We start from the raw sequence: 14,843 nt of genomic DNA, 5'->3' as shown, positions 1-14,843 counted from the left end.
CGCCTGTGCCGTCCGTCCCTGCGGATACGGATCGCGTCGGCCCGGCCCGGCGCTAGCCTCGCCGGATGGAGTGGCGGTGTGGTTGCTGTGGGCGCTGGCGGGTGACCGTCGAGCTGGTCCGCGGCCGGCACCGCTACCGGCTGGTGCACCGCTACCCGGACCGCTTCGGCGGCGGCAAGAACGTGCTCGGCGAGGTGGGCACCGTCGCCGAGCTGACCGACCTGCTCCGCCGGCACACCCCGCTCGACCTGGCCGACCTGCGCGAAGCCGGCTGACCCCGCCCCGGCACCGGCCGGGCCCGGTCGACCCCGCCCCCGACCCCGCCCCCGACCCCGCCCCCGCCCCCGACCCCGACCCCGCCCCCGCCCCCGACCCCGACCCCGCCCCCGGCCCCGACCCCGGCAGCGGCCGGGGCGGCGTCCCGGCGGGGGCACCGTCGGGAGGGCGACCGGAGAGTGGCCCGGTCACGATCGCTGCGGCACGCTCGGGGGAACCGGGCGGCACGTGGGTGCCGCCGGTGGAGCCACGGAGGCGGCATGCGGTTCGAGACGGCGACCGAGATCGACGCGGACATCGACACGGTCTGGGCGGTGCAGACCGACATCGAACGCTGGCCGGAGTGGACCCCGTCGGTCCGGACCGCCCGCCGGGGTGAGGCCGGGCCGCTGGCGCTCGGGTCCACCGCCCGGCTGGAGCAGCCCCGGCTGCGCCCGACGTCCTGGCGGGTCACCGAGATCGACCCACCCCGCGGCTTCGTCTGGGAGTCCGCCAGTCCCGGCGTCCGCAGCCGGGGCGAGCACCTGATCGTCGCGCTGCCCGACGGCCGGGTCCGGGTGGAGTTGGCCCTGGAACTCACCGGCCCGCTCGCCGGGCCGGTGGGCTGGTTCGGTGGCCGGCTGGTGCGCCGCTACCTGCGGTGGGAGGCCGACGGCCTGCGGCGGCGCTGCGAAGCCGGCTGAGTCCCAACCGGGTCCCGGCGGGGATGGCACCGTGCGACCCGTCGGCGTCCCTGCGCACCACCGCGCGGGACGGCACCGGCCGGTCGCCACCCGCCGCGCCCGCACCTGCGGTCGGGTCGCCGGTCGGCGGTGCCGGCCCTAGGCTGACAGCGACCCTGGGAGGCGCGGTGTCCGAGTTGACGTACCCCGAGGTGGGGGCGACCCGGGGCGGGTCGTTGCCGGCGGGCTACCACCACCTGCGGCACCGGTTCGCGCTGGCGGCCTGCAGCTTCCCGGTCGCCGCCGAGGCGGTGCTGAGCTGGCGGCTGCACCGGGCGGCCGGGGTGCGGATGCGCACCGACGCGGCGCGGGCCGCGCCCGGCGTCCGGGTCACCCCGGGACTCGGGGTGGGCCCGCTGCGGGTGGGGGGGGGGGCCGTGCGAGGTGGTCTGGGTGGTCGACGACGAGCGGGAAGCCGGCTTCGGCTACGGCACCCTGCCCGGCCATCCGGAACGCGGGGAGGAGGCGTTCCTGGTCCGCCGCGACGCCGACGACGCGGTCAGCTTCGAGGTCACCGCGTTCAGCCGGCCGGACCGCTGGTTCATGGCCGCCGCCGGGCCCGCCGGTCGCGCCGTCCAGCACGGGTACGCCCGCTGGCTCGCCCACACCCTGCGCCGACTCGTCCGCTGACCGGCCGCACCGGCCGCCGGACTCGGAACCAACGCGATGAGGCCGAAACAGCGGTGTCGGCCCGCTCCGATACCGCACGCCGGCCGGTCCTGCTACGACCAGGGTCGGTTGATCGAGGCGTGTGCTACCTCGGCGATCTGACGAACCGTGCCATCCGGCTGGTCAGAAGCGGGCGAAGGAGCGGACCGGCATCCGGGGGCCGTACCGGGGCGCCTGGATGCCGGCGGCGGCCAGCAGCAGGCAGACCCGCCCCCGGTGGCCCCGGAACGGGGCGAGCAGGTCGAGCATCCGGGCATCGTCACCACGCGCCTCACCGGCCAACGCCCAGGCCACCGTGTTCGGCACGTGGTAGTCGCCGACGCTCACCGCGTCCGGATCGCCGTAGGTGACCCGGACCACCTCGGCGGCGGTCCACGGGCCGATGCCGGGGATCGCGGTGAGCCGCCGGGTCGCCTCGGCGCTGTCGACGCAGCGGTCCAGCCGGTCGGCCAGGGCGGCGGCCCGGCGCAGCGTCTCGGCCCGGCGTTGCTCCACGCCGAACGGGTGGAACACCCAGTACGGGGCCGCCGCCACCCGCGCCGCGTCGGGCGGCAGCAGCAGCGGCTGGAAGGGTCCGGGCGCGGGCTCGGCGAAGTGCCGTACGGTCGCCGCGTACGCCCGGTACGCCTCCGTGCCGGTGACCTTCTGTTCGAAGACGGCGCGTAGTACCCGGGGGAAGACCTGGCCGGTGGCGGGCATCCGCAGCCCCCGGTGCCGGACGGCCAACTCGGCCACCAGCGGGTGGGCGGCGGCCAGGTCGGCGAACCCGGTCAGGTCGTCGCGTAGGCCGGCGACGGCGTCGGCCCGGTCGACCACCCAGTCGGCGCCCGGCCCGTGGCCCTCGGCCAGCAGGTCGCCCGCCTCGGGACGCAGGGTCAGGGTGGCCGGGCCGGCGGGGGTGCGGGTGGCCCACCAGAGGGTGCCGGCGACGATCCGCGCGCACGGGTCGTACGGGCTGAAGGTCAGGGCCCGGACCGACGCGGTGAGCCGGTAGTCGGCCGGCGGTCGCAGCACCCGGCGTGCCGCCGGCTCGTCCCAGGTCACCCCGCCACTGTGCCATGGTCCCGGGGGACGGACCGGCCGGCCCCGTACCGCCGGGGCGGGTGACCGGGGCGGAAACGGACGACACCGCCGACGCCCTGCGCGTCGGCGGTGTCTCCATCCCGGAGCGGACCGGCCGCCCGAGCGGCCGTGGGTGCGGGGTTGGGGGGACCTTTCGGTGGCGCGCGCCCGCTGGCGTGTGGCGCGTCCACCGCCCATGTCCGTTCCGGGGGCAGGTGGGGGAGGGTGGCGGTACCGCGACGCCGGCCCGACCAGGGGCCGGCGTCGCGGCCCGGACCGTGCGACGCTGCCGGTACGTCGACGGTCCTGATCCGCGACGGTGGCCGGTCGCGCCCTCCCCGGCTGCGACCGGCCACCGGGTTCCGGCTGGCGCAGGATCAGTAGGTGTAGTCCCCGCCGCTGCTGCTGGAGTCGCCCGAGTCGCTGGCCGCCGGCGGGGCGACCGCCTTCGGGGTGCCGGTCGGCAGGCAGGTCAGGTTCTTCTTGCCCTCCGGGTCGACCACGAACCAGGTGCCACCGACGCCCTGGCCCTTCCACTGGCCCGCCTTCTTGTCACCGATGTAGCGGTAGACCGGCCAGCCGCCGATGGTGATCTGCCGGGTGCCGTCCTGGCGGGTGACGGTGCCGACCTTGTCGTCGGAGACGCCCTGCAACTGCGGGTTGCCGTCGGTCAGCGCCGGCGGCCAGACCTGCGCGCACTTGTCGACGCAGTTCGACGACGGCGGGTCGTCGGAGTCCTTGTCGAAGCGGTAGAGGATGAAGCCCTCCTGGTCCACCACGACCCGGCCCATCCGGGCGATCTTCTTGCCGACAAGTTCGTCGGTCAGCTGGACGTTGGCCGGCGGCGGCGCCTGGTCGGCGGCGGGGGCGCCGGAGGCACCGGGAGAGGCCGAGGTGTCCGGCTCGACCGACGCGGTGGGTTCGGCCGCGGCGACGGCGACCGGCTCGGCGACGCTGGAGTTCGCCCCGTCGTAGCCTGCGGGCGCGCAGGCCGTAAGTGCGACCACCGCGCTCGCGACGATGACGGTCGTCCGCTTGATCTTTGCCACGTGCCCTCCTCATTCTTGGCGGTTCACCGAGTAGTACGGAGCGCCCACTGTCAAGGTTGAACGATCCACAGTGGGGCATTTCACATCGATGCCGTTGAACCGTTCCGGCCGGCCGTACGTGTGCGCGAGCAGTGGCACCCTGCGCCCGGAAAGCCGAAACGGCGTCGGCCCACAGCGGGCCGACGCCGTCTCCGACGGAGGGTCTCTCAGGGCACGACGGTGACCAGCGGGCTCGCCACGCCGTTGGCGTCCACCGACTGCACCTGCAACTTTGCGATCTCACCGCGCGGCGCCGAGGTGGACGCCTCCAACTGGAGAGCCTGCGGGTTGGCCGTGGTGCCGTAGCCCGTCCCCGGCACCGCCCAGGTGGAGATCACCTCGGTCGTGTCGTTCTTGCGGACCACCACCAGCCGGCAGGTGCGCGGGCCGGGCAACCGGGTCAGGTTGAACCCGATCCAGGTGCCGTACTCCTTGCTGTCCAGCCACATCGTGGTCTTCACCCCGGTGCTGCCGTCGGTGGCGTCGAACTGGTCACCCTCGATCTCGGTGCCACCCACCGCCGGCCCCGACCGGGTCGGCTGCGGGCTCACCGGACCGTCCACCGGCGCGGACCGGCTCGGCTCGGCGACCACCGCGTCGCCACCGCCGACCGTACCGCCGAAGGTGGCGACCCCGATGCCGCTGAGCGCACCGACCGCCACCACCGCGGCGGCCATCGACAGCACCTGCCGGAACCGCGCCTTGCGCCGGTGGGTACGGACCGCGACCAGGGTACGGTCCAGCAGCCGCGGATCCGTCGCGGTCTGCTCCATCGCCATCATCGTCTCGCCGTCGATGTCGGAGAGCAGCCCCACCACCGGGACCATCGTCTCCAACTCGGCGGCGCACGCCCAGCAGGTGGCGAGGTGTTCCTCGAACCGTTCGGTGTCCTGCACGTCCAGGACGCCGAGCGCGTACGCGGCGACGTCCATGTGGTCTGCCCGGCTCATTCCGTCACCCCCCTCTCCTGTAGGGCCGTGCGCAGCGCGCGCAGCGCGTAGTAGACCCGCGACTTGGCGGTGCCCAGCGGCAGACCCAACTCCTCGGCCGCCTCCGGCACCGTCCGCCCGCGGAAGTACGTCGCCACCAGGATCTCCCGGTGCGACTGACTGAGCGTACGCAGCGCGTCCGCCACCGTCATGGTGCGCAGCACCCGGTCGGTACTGTCCGCCTCGGCGAACGCCGTCAGATCCCGGTCGTACGTCTCCGGTGGGCGGGCCTGCTCGCTGCGGTGCTCGTCGATGGCGATCCGCCGGGCCACCGTGACCAGCCAGGGCCGCAGCGAACCCTGCCCCTGCACACCCAGCCGGTGCGCGTTGCGCCAGGCCCGCAGCAGCGTCTCCTGCACGATGTCCTCGGCGCGTTGCCGGTCACCACCGGTCAACCGCATCACGAACATCAGCAGCGGGCCGGCGTGCTCGGCGTAGAGCAACCGGACCAGCTGGTCGGAGTGGCTCGCCTCGGGCGTCGTCGCCGGGGCCTGGTGCCGCCCGGGCGTCGATCGCGGGGTCACCGGGCCATTCTGGCGATCGGTGGGACCGGCGTCGACCCCCCGGCTGGACCTCGACGCACGCGACTGCGGTTGGGCCCGGGCGAACATCCACCCTGGCCTGGCCAGTTCACCGTGCAAGCCGGCCGCGACCGCACTCATCCAGACCTCCTGCTGTCCACCGACATCAGCGGGCCCACGGGGAGGGCGCCGACCGTTGATACGGACCGCTCTTCCCAGCGGATCAACGGCGGACCGAAAAAATTCCGGGCGGCGGCGGCAACGAGTCGGTGGCGTCCGCGTCGGTGACCACCGCGGCACCGGCGACGAACCGGTCCAGCTCGACGCCGGCCAGCACCCGGCCCGGGAACCAGTCGCCGGCCGCGCGTCGGGTCAGCTCCGGCACCGGCGGCTCGACCCGCCCGGCCACCAGCACCAGGTTGCCGTGCCGCCGCCCGCGCAGCACCGCCGCGTCGCCGACCAGGGCGGCCCGGGGCAGCACCTGACGGACCGTGGCCACCTGGGCACGGGTGTGCCGCAGCGGCGGGCCGTCCGCCAGGTTGGCCAGGTACCAGCCGGTCGGCGCGAGCACCCGGGCCACCTGCGCGGCGTACTCGGCGCTGGTCAGGTGGGCCGGGGTCCGCGCACCGGCGAAGACGTCGGCGACCACCACGTCGTACGAGGCGTCACGGCTGGACTCCAGGGTGGCGCGGGCGTCGGCGACACGGACCTTCAGTCTCGGGTCGGCCGGCCAGGGCAGCTCCCGCCGGACCAGCTCCACCAGCGCGCCGTCCACCTCGGCCACCCGCTGCGTCGACCCGGGCCGGGTGGCCTGGACGTACCGGGGCAGGGTCAGCGCGCCACCGCCCAGGTGCAGCACCCGCAGCGGGGCACCCGGCGGGGCGATCAGGTCCAGCGCCGCGCCGAGCCGCCTGACGTACTCGAACTCCAGGTGGGTCGGGTCGGCCAGGTCCACGTGCGACTGCGGCGCGTCGTCGAGCAGCAGCGTCCACGAGCGCGGCCGGTCCTGGTCCGGCACCAGCTCCGCCCGGCCGGTGGCCACGTCCACCACGATCCGGTCGTCACCCCGACGGCGGCCCATCAGCGGGTCCCGCCGCTGCGGCTGGCCATGGTCAGTGCCCGGTGCAGCAGCCGCGCGTCGCCCAGCATCCCGCGCAGCCGCCGCTCCAATCCGGCGATCGGCACCAGGTTCTGCGGCGCGCGCGGGTCCTTGTACGGCGAGGACGCGAACCGGGGCAGGGTGACCAGCGACAGGTCGGCCAGCGTGATCGCGTCCTGCGGTTCGAGGTCCGGCGAGCACTCCAACCGGACGATCCCGGCCCAGGGCGCACCCACCGCCACCGGCAGCCGCAGGTACCACGACCAGCCGCCCCAGGCGGTGCCGAGCCGGAACACCGGGGACCGCTGGCCGGAGCCCAGCCCGGTGACCACGGTGGTGAGCCGGGCGTCGAGATACTGGCTGTGCTGCGTCTTGATGTAGCCCAGGGTGCGCGGCAACTGCCGGCGCGCCCGCAGCGGGCCGTCCACCACCAGCAGGTCCCCGTCGGTGCGGGCCGCATCGGACACGGCCACCTCCAGGGCGGTCAGCGGGGCCTGCACCGCCGCCGGCAGCTTGCTCAGCTCCCCGGTGCCGCCGACCCGGTGCACCGGGTAACGCACCTGTCCGCAGGTCACCTCCTGCGCCGACGGGCTGGCCGTGAACAGCCCCCGCCCCACCCGCGCCCCGGCCAGCTCCGCCGCGCCGCGCTCCAGGTCGCACCGGACCACCCCGGCCGCGTACGAGGCCGCGATCCCCGGGTACGACGCACCGTCCTCCTCGGCCGTCCACACGCTGGCGTCGATCCGGCGTACCCCGTCGACGAGCAGCACCACGTCCGGGGCGGTCACCCCGGGACGGGGGTCGATCGCCCGCCAGTCCACCGCCGGCAGTTCCACGTCGGTGTCGACCTGGGTGCTGCTCGGCGCGACCGGCCCACCCGGGGTCGCCTCGAACGACGCCCCGTAGGACGGGTCCCAGGCGTCCACGAACAGCTGCGGCCCGGTCACGTCGCGCTCACCGGTCGGACTCTTCGTTCGCGGCTGCGGGGCTCCGCTGCGCTGCACTCCTCGCGCTCACCGGCCGGTCCGTTCGACGTGGGCCGTGCGGGCGTCCTTGCGGACCTCGAAGCGCACCGGGATGCGCTCGGCCAGCGCCGGCACGTGGGTGACCACGCCGACCATCCGGTCGCCCCGGGCGGCCAGGCTCTCCAGGGTCGCGGCGACGATGTCCAGGGTGGCCGCGTCGAGGGTGCCGAACCCCTCGTCCAACACGATCGACTCCAGGCTGGCCGCCGTGGTGGACATTCCGGCGAGCTGCTCGGACAACGCCAGCGCCAGGGCCAGCGACGCCTGGAACGTCTCCCCGCCGGACAGTGTCCGCACCCCCCGGCGCAGCCCCGCGTCGTGGTGGTCGACCACGAAGAACTCGCCCTTGTCGTGGACCAGGTCGTACTGCCCCTGGGACAGCTCCCGCAGGATCCGGGAGGCCCCGTCGACCAGCAGGTCCAGTGCCTCGGCCAGCAGCCACCGTTCGAAGTTGTTGGCCCGCAGGTGACCGGCCAGCGCCCGCGCCGTGCGCGCCTGCCGTTCGTGCTCGGCGCGCTGTTCCCGCAGCTCGACGGCCTGCGCCCGGCGTTCGGTGATCCGCCGCAGGTCGGCCTCGGCCCGCTCGGTGGCCACCGCGACCGCCTGCGCGGGGTCGTCGGCGGGGGGCAGCCCGGCGGCGTCGAGGAGACCACCGAGGCGTTCCTCGACCTGCTCGGCGGCCGACTGCGCCCCGGTCGCCGCCTCGACCAGCCCGTCCCGGTCGGCCCGTCGCTGCCGGGCCTGTGCGCCGGCCCACTGGACCAGGGCCGTCCAGGCGGCGGCCACGTCGTCCCGGTCGGTGGCCGGCGGACCGAACCGGGCCAGCCCGTCGCGGGTGGTGTCGAAGTCCCGCCAGGCGGCCCGCAGCCGGTCCTCGGCCGTGTCGGCCGCGCCCCGGGCCCGGCGGGCGGCGTCCCGGCCGGCGCGTACCGCCACCGCCGCCTCGTCCAACGCCTGCCGCAGCCGGGCGTGCTCGGCCAGCTGGTCGCGCAGCGCCGCCGGGGTGGCCGCCCCGGCGAGCTGTCCGGCCAGCTCGGTCAGCCGGCCGCGCAACTGGTCGTGCTGGGCCCGCAGCCGCACCAGCGTCCGCTCCTGCTCCCGGGCCGCCGCGTCCCGCTCGTCGACCAGGGCCAGCGCGGCCTTGCTGGCCGCCCGCGCCGCCTTGCCGGCGGCGGTCGCCGCGGCCACCGCCGAACCGGCCGGTACCGCCGGCACCCGGGGCACCGGCTGCTCGCAGACCGGGCAGGGTGCGCCGTCGACCAGGTGTGCCCGCAACGCGACCGCCTGGTCGACGGTCTTGGCCTCCTCGTGGGCCTTGAACGCCGCCTCCAGTTCGGCCTCGGCCCGTGCCGCCGCCTCCCGGGCCGCGCCGAGCGCCGTCACCGCCGCGTCGTGCGTGGCCTGCGCCGCGTCGAGGGCCGCCCGGACCGTGTCCGCCTCGCCGGTCAGCCGTTCCGCGTCGACGTGTGCCCGCAGCAGCAGCCGCAGCGCGCTCTCGTCGCCCGCGCCGGCCAGCTCGCCGCGCAGCTTCTCCTCCCGCTCCTCGGCCAGCGCCACGGTGCGGGCCGTCGCGTCGACCGCCTCCCGCGCCGTGCTCACCGCGTGGGCCACCTCGGCCACCCCGGCCGGGGCCCGCACCCCGGCCAGCCCGGCCAGGTCGGCGTCGAGCGCGGCCAGCGCCGCCGTGGCCTCGCGCGCCGCCGACCGGGCCCGCTCCCGCTCCGGTACGGCCGCCGCGACCGCCGCCGCCAGCTCCCGCACCCGGTCGACCCGGTCGGCGGCGGCGGCCAACGTCTCGTCGTCGACGTCGGTCAACCCGGCGAGCATCCGGGCGACCGCCTCCAGCTTCGCCTCGGCCTGCCCGGCACGTTCGGTGGCCCGCTTCTGCACGTTCTCGTAGACGCCGAGGCCGAGCAGGTTGACCAGGATCTGCTGCCGGGTGGCCGGCTTGGCGTGCAGGAAGTCGGCGAACTGCCCCTGCGGCAGCACCACGCAGGAGGTGAACTGCTCGTACGGCAGCCCGACCGCGTCCAGCACCGCCTGTTCCATCTCGGCCGGGGTGCCGGCCAGCACCTCGCCCAGGTCCTCCGGGCTGAGCCCGGTGTCGAGCTTGGTCACGTCGAACCCGGGCGGCATCAGTTGCAGCCCGGCGTTGGCGGTCTTGACCGCGCCCCGGCCGTCCCGGCGCACCACCCGGGTCGCCACGTACCGGTCGCCGGCCGACTCGAAGACCAGCCGGACCCGGGCCTCCACCGCCGAGGGGGCGAGCGCGTTGGCCAGCCCCCGCGCACCGCCCCACCGGGGCACCGCGCCGTAGAGGACGAAGCAGATCGCGTCCAGCACCGTCGACTTGCCCGAGCCGGTCGGCCCGACCAGGGCGAAGAAGTCGGCGTCGGTGAAGTCGACGGTCGTCTCGTCGCGGAAGACGGTGAAGCCGGCCAGGTCCAGCCGCATCGGTCGCATCAGCGCTCCACCTCCTCCAGCAGCTCGTCGAAGAGGTCCCGGACCCCGTCGTCCTCGTGCCCCCGGCTGCCCAGGTAGTCGGCGAACAGTTCCCGGGGCGAGCGGCCGGCCCGCTGGGCGACCCGGGTGCCGCTGCCCGGCGTCGGCAGCAGCTCCGGGTCGATCCGGATCTCCAACGCGCGGGGGAACAGCTCCTGCACCTCCTCCCGCAGCCCGGCCCGGGGCTGTTCCCGGACGAACACCCGCAGCCAGCCCTCCGGCGGCTCCGCCGCGGCGAGTTGGGCCAGGGTGCCGCGGACCGTGCGCAGCGGCACCGCCGCCGACACCGGCACCTCCCGGATCCGGGCGGCCGAGGTCGCGCCGACCTCGACCAGCGTCACCGAGCAGATGTTCTCCTGCTCGCCGAAGTCGACGGCGATCGGGCTGCCGCTGTAGCGGATCGGGCACGGCCCGATCACCCGCTGCGAGCGGTGCAGGTGTCCCAGGGCCACGTAGTGCGCGGTGCCGGGGAAGACCGAGGCCGGCACCGCGTACCCGAGGACGGTGTGCGCGTCGCGCTCGCCGCCGCCGGTGCTCGCCCCGACCACGGTGAGGTGGGCGGTGACCAGGTGCACCCGGTCCGGCTCGGTGAACCCCTCGGTGAGTTTCGCCAGCACCCGGCCGAGGTGGTCGGCGTAGGTCTGGGTGGCCTCGGCGGCGGTCAACTCGTACATCTCCACCGCGCGGACGGCGTACCGCTGGGACAGGAAGGGCAGCGCGGCGAGCTGCCACCGCTCACCGTCGGCGGTGACGCCGTCGATGACGTGCTCGGCCGGATTCTCCCGGACCCCGCCGCGCAGGGTGATGCCGGCCGCCTCGGCCCAGGGGCGCAGCGCGTCGAGGGCGTTGCCGTTGTCGTGGTTGCCGCCGATCGCCACCACGTCGGCCCCGGTCCGCCGTAGCGCGGTCAACGCCCGGGTGACCAGCCGGGTCGCCTCCGGGCTGGGCGCGGCCGTGTCGTACAGGTCGCCGGCGACGATGACCAGGTCGGGGCGTTCGGCGTGGGCGATCTCGATCACCCCGGCGAGCACCTGCTTGTGCTCCTCGGCCCGGGACTGTCCCTTGAGCACCTTGCCGACGTGCCAGTCGGAGGTGTGCAGGATCTTCATGGCTGCCAGCTCCCTAGAACGGGATGTCGTCGTCGACGCCGCCCGAGCCGACCACGGCGAACGGGTCGACCGAGCCGGTGATCGAGCGCAGCGTCTCCGACGGGGCCCGGCCGGCCTCGGAGACCCGGGTGGCCCACGCCGGGAAGGGGAACTCCAGGCACAGCGGGACCGGGATGTCGGGCTGGTTGACGAACATGGTGCCCGGCTTGGCCAGCAGGGCGCGTTGCCGCTGGGCCGGCGGGAGGAAGCCGTACTCCGGGCGGGACGCCTCGGCCGGGTCGAGCCGGCCCACCACCCGGATCGCCGAGTTGGTGACGATCCGCCGTTCGACCTCGCTCGCCGTCTGCTGGGCGCCGACCAGGATCACTCCGAGCGAGCGGCCCCGCTCGGCGATGTCGAGCAGCACCTCCTTGATCGGGGAGGAGCCCTCGCGGGGGGCGTACTTGTTCAGCTCGTCGAGGACGACGAAGAGCAGCGGCTTGGCGGTGCCGGCCTTCTCCTTGCGTTCGAACTCGCCGCGTAGCGTCACGCCGACCACGAAGCGCTGCGCGCGGTCCGGCAGGTTGTGCAGGTCGACGACGGTGACCTGGGCGCTCTCGGCGGTGTTGATGGAGTGTGGGCGGCGGGTGGCCAGGTCGCCGCGGATCAGCCGGCCGAGGTCCTTCTTGCTGCCGATCAGCCGGCGGGCGAAGGCGTTGACCGTGCCCAGGCCGACCGCGCTGCCCGCCCAGTCGCCCCGGGTCTCGTCGTCGTTGAGCTGCTCGACGACGTGGTCGACCAGGTCGGCGTAGGAGCCGAGGCGCACCCCGTCGACGCTGACCCCACCGTCGGCGGGCTGGGCGTAGCGGGCCAGGTGGGCGGTGACCGAGTGGACCACCATCGTGTACTGCTGACGTTCGTCGTCGGCGTCGGCGAAGACGTACGGCAGGAGGCGGTCGGCGCAGAACTCGCTCAGCGTCCAGTAGAACGCGTCGACGCCGGTGAGCCGGCTGCTCACGTCGGGGGTGCCGGCGGCGTCGCCGACCCGGGGCGGGGCGTACACCCGCACGTCGGGGAAGGCGCCGGCGGCCAGCCCCAGCCTGGCGTACGCGGCCCGGGTGGTGTCGTCGAGCCGGGCGTTGGGGTGGTCGAGGAAGAGCAGGTCCTCGCCCTTGACGTTGAAGATCAGCGCCTTGGCGTTGACCGCGTCGCCGCCGAGCACCCCGGAGCGGAACACCGAGTAGAGCAGGAAGGTGGCGAAGCTGGTCTTGGTGGCCACCCCGGAGATGCCGGAGATCGACACGTGCGCGCCCCGGCTGCCGTCGAGGAAGTCGGCGTTGAGATAGACGGGGACGCCGTCGCGGCCCATCCCCATCGGGATGCGCCGTTCCATCCGGTCGAAGTGCAACGCGCGGGCGCGGGCGTCACCCTCGGCCCGGTGCACGGTGGCTCCGGGCGCGGGCGGCACGTACAGCTCGGGGTCGACCCGGGTGGTGGTGATCTCGGCGGCCTCCTGCACCTGGGCCGGGAGGGTGCCGTCGGCGATGGCGAAGACGTCCGACTCGAACTGGGCGCCCTCGTGCCGGGCGCGGACCTGGGTGACCACCCCGGCGATGGTGACCGGCTCCCGGTCGGGCAGCTCGCGCCGGGTGACCACGACGTCGTCGAGCTGGAGGTAGCTGCCGGGGGAGACGGCCGTCCAGAACTGCAACGGGGTGGCGTCGGCGGTGCCGAGCACCCGGCCGACGGGCTCGCCGGGGCTGTCGATCCGGCCGTCGGTCCGGTCGTCGGTCATCCGCGGGCTCCGGTCAGCTGGTCGTCTCGGTCAGGGCGCACGCCCTGCATCCTGCCCGAGGAGTGCGACAGGTTGCCACGCGACGCGGCGGACGCCACCGGCGGGCCGCCGTCGACGCCCGGCCGACCGCCGTCGCCGACGCCGGTTCGGTGACCGCAAGGGACGGCGCGCTCACCGTCGGTCGACTTTTTTCCGCGTGGCGGCGGTGTTTGCGCAGGTGGTGGGCCCGGCGGAAATCCGGGGAAAAAAAACCCTCACGAAGGGCGTGACAGAAACCGGCCGGTTGGGCTGAGAATAGCCACAGTCGACATCGAGGATCTTCTTCCTCAGGTGCCGGCCGTCACGTCCGTAACCTGCGGATACGTGACCGGCCCGCGGTCCACCACCGTCGGGTCATCGTCAGTCGGCACCCCCCCGACTGTCCCTGTGGAGGCAGAACCCCCATGCGCCGAACCCCTCTGCTGAGCGGCCTCGCCACGGCCGCTCTCCTGGCCACCGCCGTCACGGTGCCCACCGCGGCCACCGCCGCGCCCGCCGCCGACCCGTTCACCCGCGCGGTCGCCCAGCTCAAGGCCCACTCCGGTGCCGGCCTCGCCGCCGACGGCCAGACGTTCACCCCGCGCAACGTGGTGACCGACGCCGACGGCACCGAGCATGTCCGGCTCAACCGCTACTCCGACGGTCTGCCCGTCCTCGGCGGCGAGGTGGTCGTCCACCTCGGCAAGGGCGACTCCTGGCGCGGTGCCACCCACAGCCTGGCCAGCGCCCCGCAGCGTTCCCCGAAGGCCAAGGTCAGCGAGGCCGCCGCCGGCAAGATCGCCTTCGCCGCGTCCACCGCCACCGGCCGCTCGGTCGCTGGCGCGCAGCTGGTCTTCGACGCCGGTGCGACCGCGACCGCCCTCGCCTACGAGGTGGTGGTGGCCGGCACCCACGCCGACGGCACCCCGAGCGAGCTGCACGTGCTGGTGGACGCCACCACCGGCGCGGTCCGCGACTCGTGGGAGGGCGTGCAGCGGGAGGGCACCGGCAACACCTTCCACTCCGGCACGGTCTCGGTCGGCAGCACCCAGTCCGGCAGCACCTACCAGCTCGCCGACGCGGCCCGGGGCGACCACCGCACCTACGACCTCAACGGCCGGACCATCGGCAAGGGCACCCTGGTCGCCAGCACCAACAACGTGTTCGGCGACGGCACCCTGAACAACCGGCAGACCGCCGCCGCCGACGCCGCCTTCGGCGCGCAGAAGACCTGGGACTACTACAAGAGCGCGCACGGCCGCAACGGCATCCGCAACGACGGTGTCGGCGCGTACAGCCGGGTGCACTACAGCAGCAACTACGCCAACGCCTTCTGGCAGGACACCTGCTTCTGCATGACCTACGGCGACGGCGGCTCCGGCTGGTACCCGCTGACCTCGCTCGACGTGGCCGGGCACGAGATGACCCACGGCGTCACCAGCAACACCGCCGGGCTGCGCTACAGCGGTGAGTCGGGCGGCCTCAACGAGGCCACCAGCGACATCTTCGGCACCCTGGTCGAGTTCTACGCGGCCAGCGCCAAGGACCCGGGCGACTACCTGATCGGCGAGAAGCTGCGCAGCACCGGCACCCCGCTGCGCTACATGGACAAGCCCTCCAAGGACGGCAACTCGGCGGACTGCTGGAGCAGCTCGGTCGGCGGCCTGGACGTGCACTACTCCTCGGGCGTGGCGAACCACTTCTTCTACCTGCTCGCGGTGGGTAGCGGCACCTCGTCGTACGGCACCAGCACCACCTGCAACGGCACCACGGTCGCCGGCATCGGCAACACCAAGGCCGGGGCGATCTGGTACCGGGCGCTGACCCGCTACATGACCTCCACCACCAACTACAAGGGCGCCCGGACGGCGACCCTGTCGGCCGCGACCGACCTGTACGGCGCGACCAGCGCCGAGTACAAGGCGGTCGCCGCCGCCTGGTCGGGCGTGAGCGTCAGCTGATCCCCGGGGCCGGCGTCGACACGCCGAC

13 protein-coding genes and 1 pseudogene are annotated in these 14,843 nt (G+C 74.7%); 5 read left to right on the top strand and 9 right to left on the bottom strand.

Features of this window, described 5'->3' with window-relative positions; genetic code table 11:
- Window positions 1–65: 65 nt before the first annotated feature.
- The 4 genes and pseudogenes from ACWCHM_RS19210 (at window position 66) to ACWCHM_RS19195 (ending at window position 1,628) form a co-directional block, all read left to right on the top strand.
- Window positions 66–275 (top strand): hypothetical protein, encoded by a 210-nt coding sequence (locus ACWCHM_RS19210; RefSeq protein WP_204957070.1) that lies wholly within the window; start codon window positions 66–68, stop codon window positions 273–275.
- 261 nt (window positions 276–536) lie between these two features.
- Window positions 537–959 (top strand): SRPBCC family protein, encoded by a 423-nt coding sequence (locus ACWCHM_RS19205; RefSeq protein WP_204957071.1) that lies wholly within the window; start codon window positions 537–539, stop codon window positions 957–959.
- A 23-nt stretch (window positions 960–982) separates the two neighbouring features.
- Window positions 983–1,300: pseudogene (locus tag ACWCHM_RS19200) on the top strand (DUF1990 family protein); the annotation flags it as partial.
- Between the two features lie 91 nt (window positions 1,301–1,391).
- Window positions 1,392–1,628 carry a DUF1990 family protein gene (locus ACWCHM_RS19195; protein ID WP_454219262.1) on the top strand — a complete coding sequence of 79 codons (237 nt, stop codon included), beginning with the start codon at window positions 1,392–1,394 and terminating at the stop codon, window positions 1,626–1,628.
- A 162-nt stretch (window positions 1,629–1,790) separates the two neighbouring features.
- Here ACWCHM_RS19195 and ACWCHM_RS19190 read toward each other — a convergent pair whose 3' ends face one another.
- The 9 genes from ACWCHM_RS19190 to ACWCHM_RS19150 all read right to left on the bottom strand — a co-directional run bounded on the left by ACWCHM_RS19190 (window position 1,791) and on the right by ACWCHM_RS19150 (window position 12,836).
- A complete protein-coding gene (locus ACWCHM_RS19190) occupies window positions 1,791–2,711 on the bottom strand; it encodes a DNA-3-methyladenine glycosylase family protein (protein WP_454219260.1) in 921 nt (306 codons plus the stop codon).
- Between the two features lie 395 nt (window positions 2,712–3,106).
- Window positions 3,107–3,778 carry a COG4315 family predicted lipoprotein gene (locus tag ACWCHM_RS19185; protein ID WP_204957074.1) on the bottom strand — a complete coding sequence of 224 codons (672 nt, stop codon included), beginning with the start codon at window positions 3,776–3,778 and terminating at the stop codon, window positions 3,107–3,109.
- 206 nt (window positions 3,779–3,984) lie between these two features.
- A complete protein-coding gene (locus ACWCHM_RS19180) occupies window positions 3,985–4,767 on the bottom strand; it encodes an anti-sigma factor family protein (RefSeq protein WP_204957077.1) in 783 nt (260 codons plus the stop codon).
- On the bottom strand, window positions 4,764–5,468 hold the full coding sequence (locus ACWCHM_RS19175; RefSeq protein ID WP_088645463.1) for a sigma-70 family RNA polymerase sigma factor: 705 nt from the start codon (window positions 5,466–5,468) through the stop codon (window positions 4,764–4,766). The genes ACWCHM_RS19180 and ACWCHM_RS19175 overlap by 4 nt, the downstream gene beginning before the upstream one ends.
- Window positions 5,469–5,550: 82 nt before the next feature.
- Window positions 5,551–6,408, bottom strand: coding sequence for a spermidine synthase (locus tag ACWCHM_RS19170; protein ID WP_204957079.1), 858 nt, complete (start codon window positions 6,406–6,408; stop codon window positions 5,551–5,553).
- Window positions 6,408–7,373 (bottom strand): hypothetical protein, encoded by a 966-nt coding sequence (locus tag ACWCHM_RS19165; protein ID WP_204957082.1) that lies wholly within the window; start codon window positions 7,371–7,373, stop codon window positions 6,408–6,410. The genes ACWCHM_RS19170 and ACWCHM_RS19165 overlap by 1 nt, the downstream gene beginning before the upstream one ends.
- 66 nt (window positions 7,374–7,439) lie before the next feature.
- The gene (locus ACWCHM_RS19160; RefSeq protein WP_454219259.1) at window positions 7,440–9,914 is read right to left on the bottom strand and encodes an AAA family ATPase; all 2,475 of its coding nucleotides are present in this window, start codon (window positions 9,912–9,914) and stop codon (window positions 7,440–7,442) included.
- The gene (locus tag ACWCHM_RS19155) at window positions 9,914–11,062 is read right to left on the bottom strand and encodes an exonuclease SbcCD subunit D (protein ID WP_281899489.1); all 1,149 of its coding nucleotides are present in this window, start codon (window positions 11,060–11,062) and stop codon (window positions 9,914–9,916) included. The genes ACWCHM_RS19160 and ACWCHM_RS19155 overlap by 1 nt, the downstream gene beginning before the upstream one ends.
- Window positions 11,063–11,075: 13 nt before the next feature.
- Window positions 11,076–12,836 carry an ATP-binding protein gene (locus ACWCHM_RS19150; protein ID WP_281899487.1) on the bottom strand — a complete coding sequence of 587 codons (1,761 nt, stop codon included), beginning with the start codon at window positions 12,834–12,836 and terminating at the stop codon, window positions 11,076–11,078.
- 443 nt (window positions 12,837–13,279) lie between these two features.
- Here ACWCHM_RS19150 and ACWCHM_RS19145 point away from each other — a divergent pair, with 443 nt between their 5' ends.
- Window positions 13,280–14,815 carry a M4 family metallopeptidase gene (locus tag ACWCHM_RS19145; protein ID WP_204957088.1) on the top strand — a complete coding sequence of 512 codons (1,536 nt, stop codon included), beginning with the start codon at window positions 13,280–13,282 and terminating at the stop codon, window positions 14,813–14,815.
- Window positions 14,816–14,843: the final 28 nt, after the last annotated feature.

This window comes from Micromonospora sp. SCSIO 07396, assembly GCF_053667945.1.
Note: the sequence above shows the minus strand (reverse complement) of the source record. Positions and strands in the feature narration are given on the sequence as shown.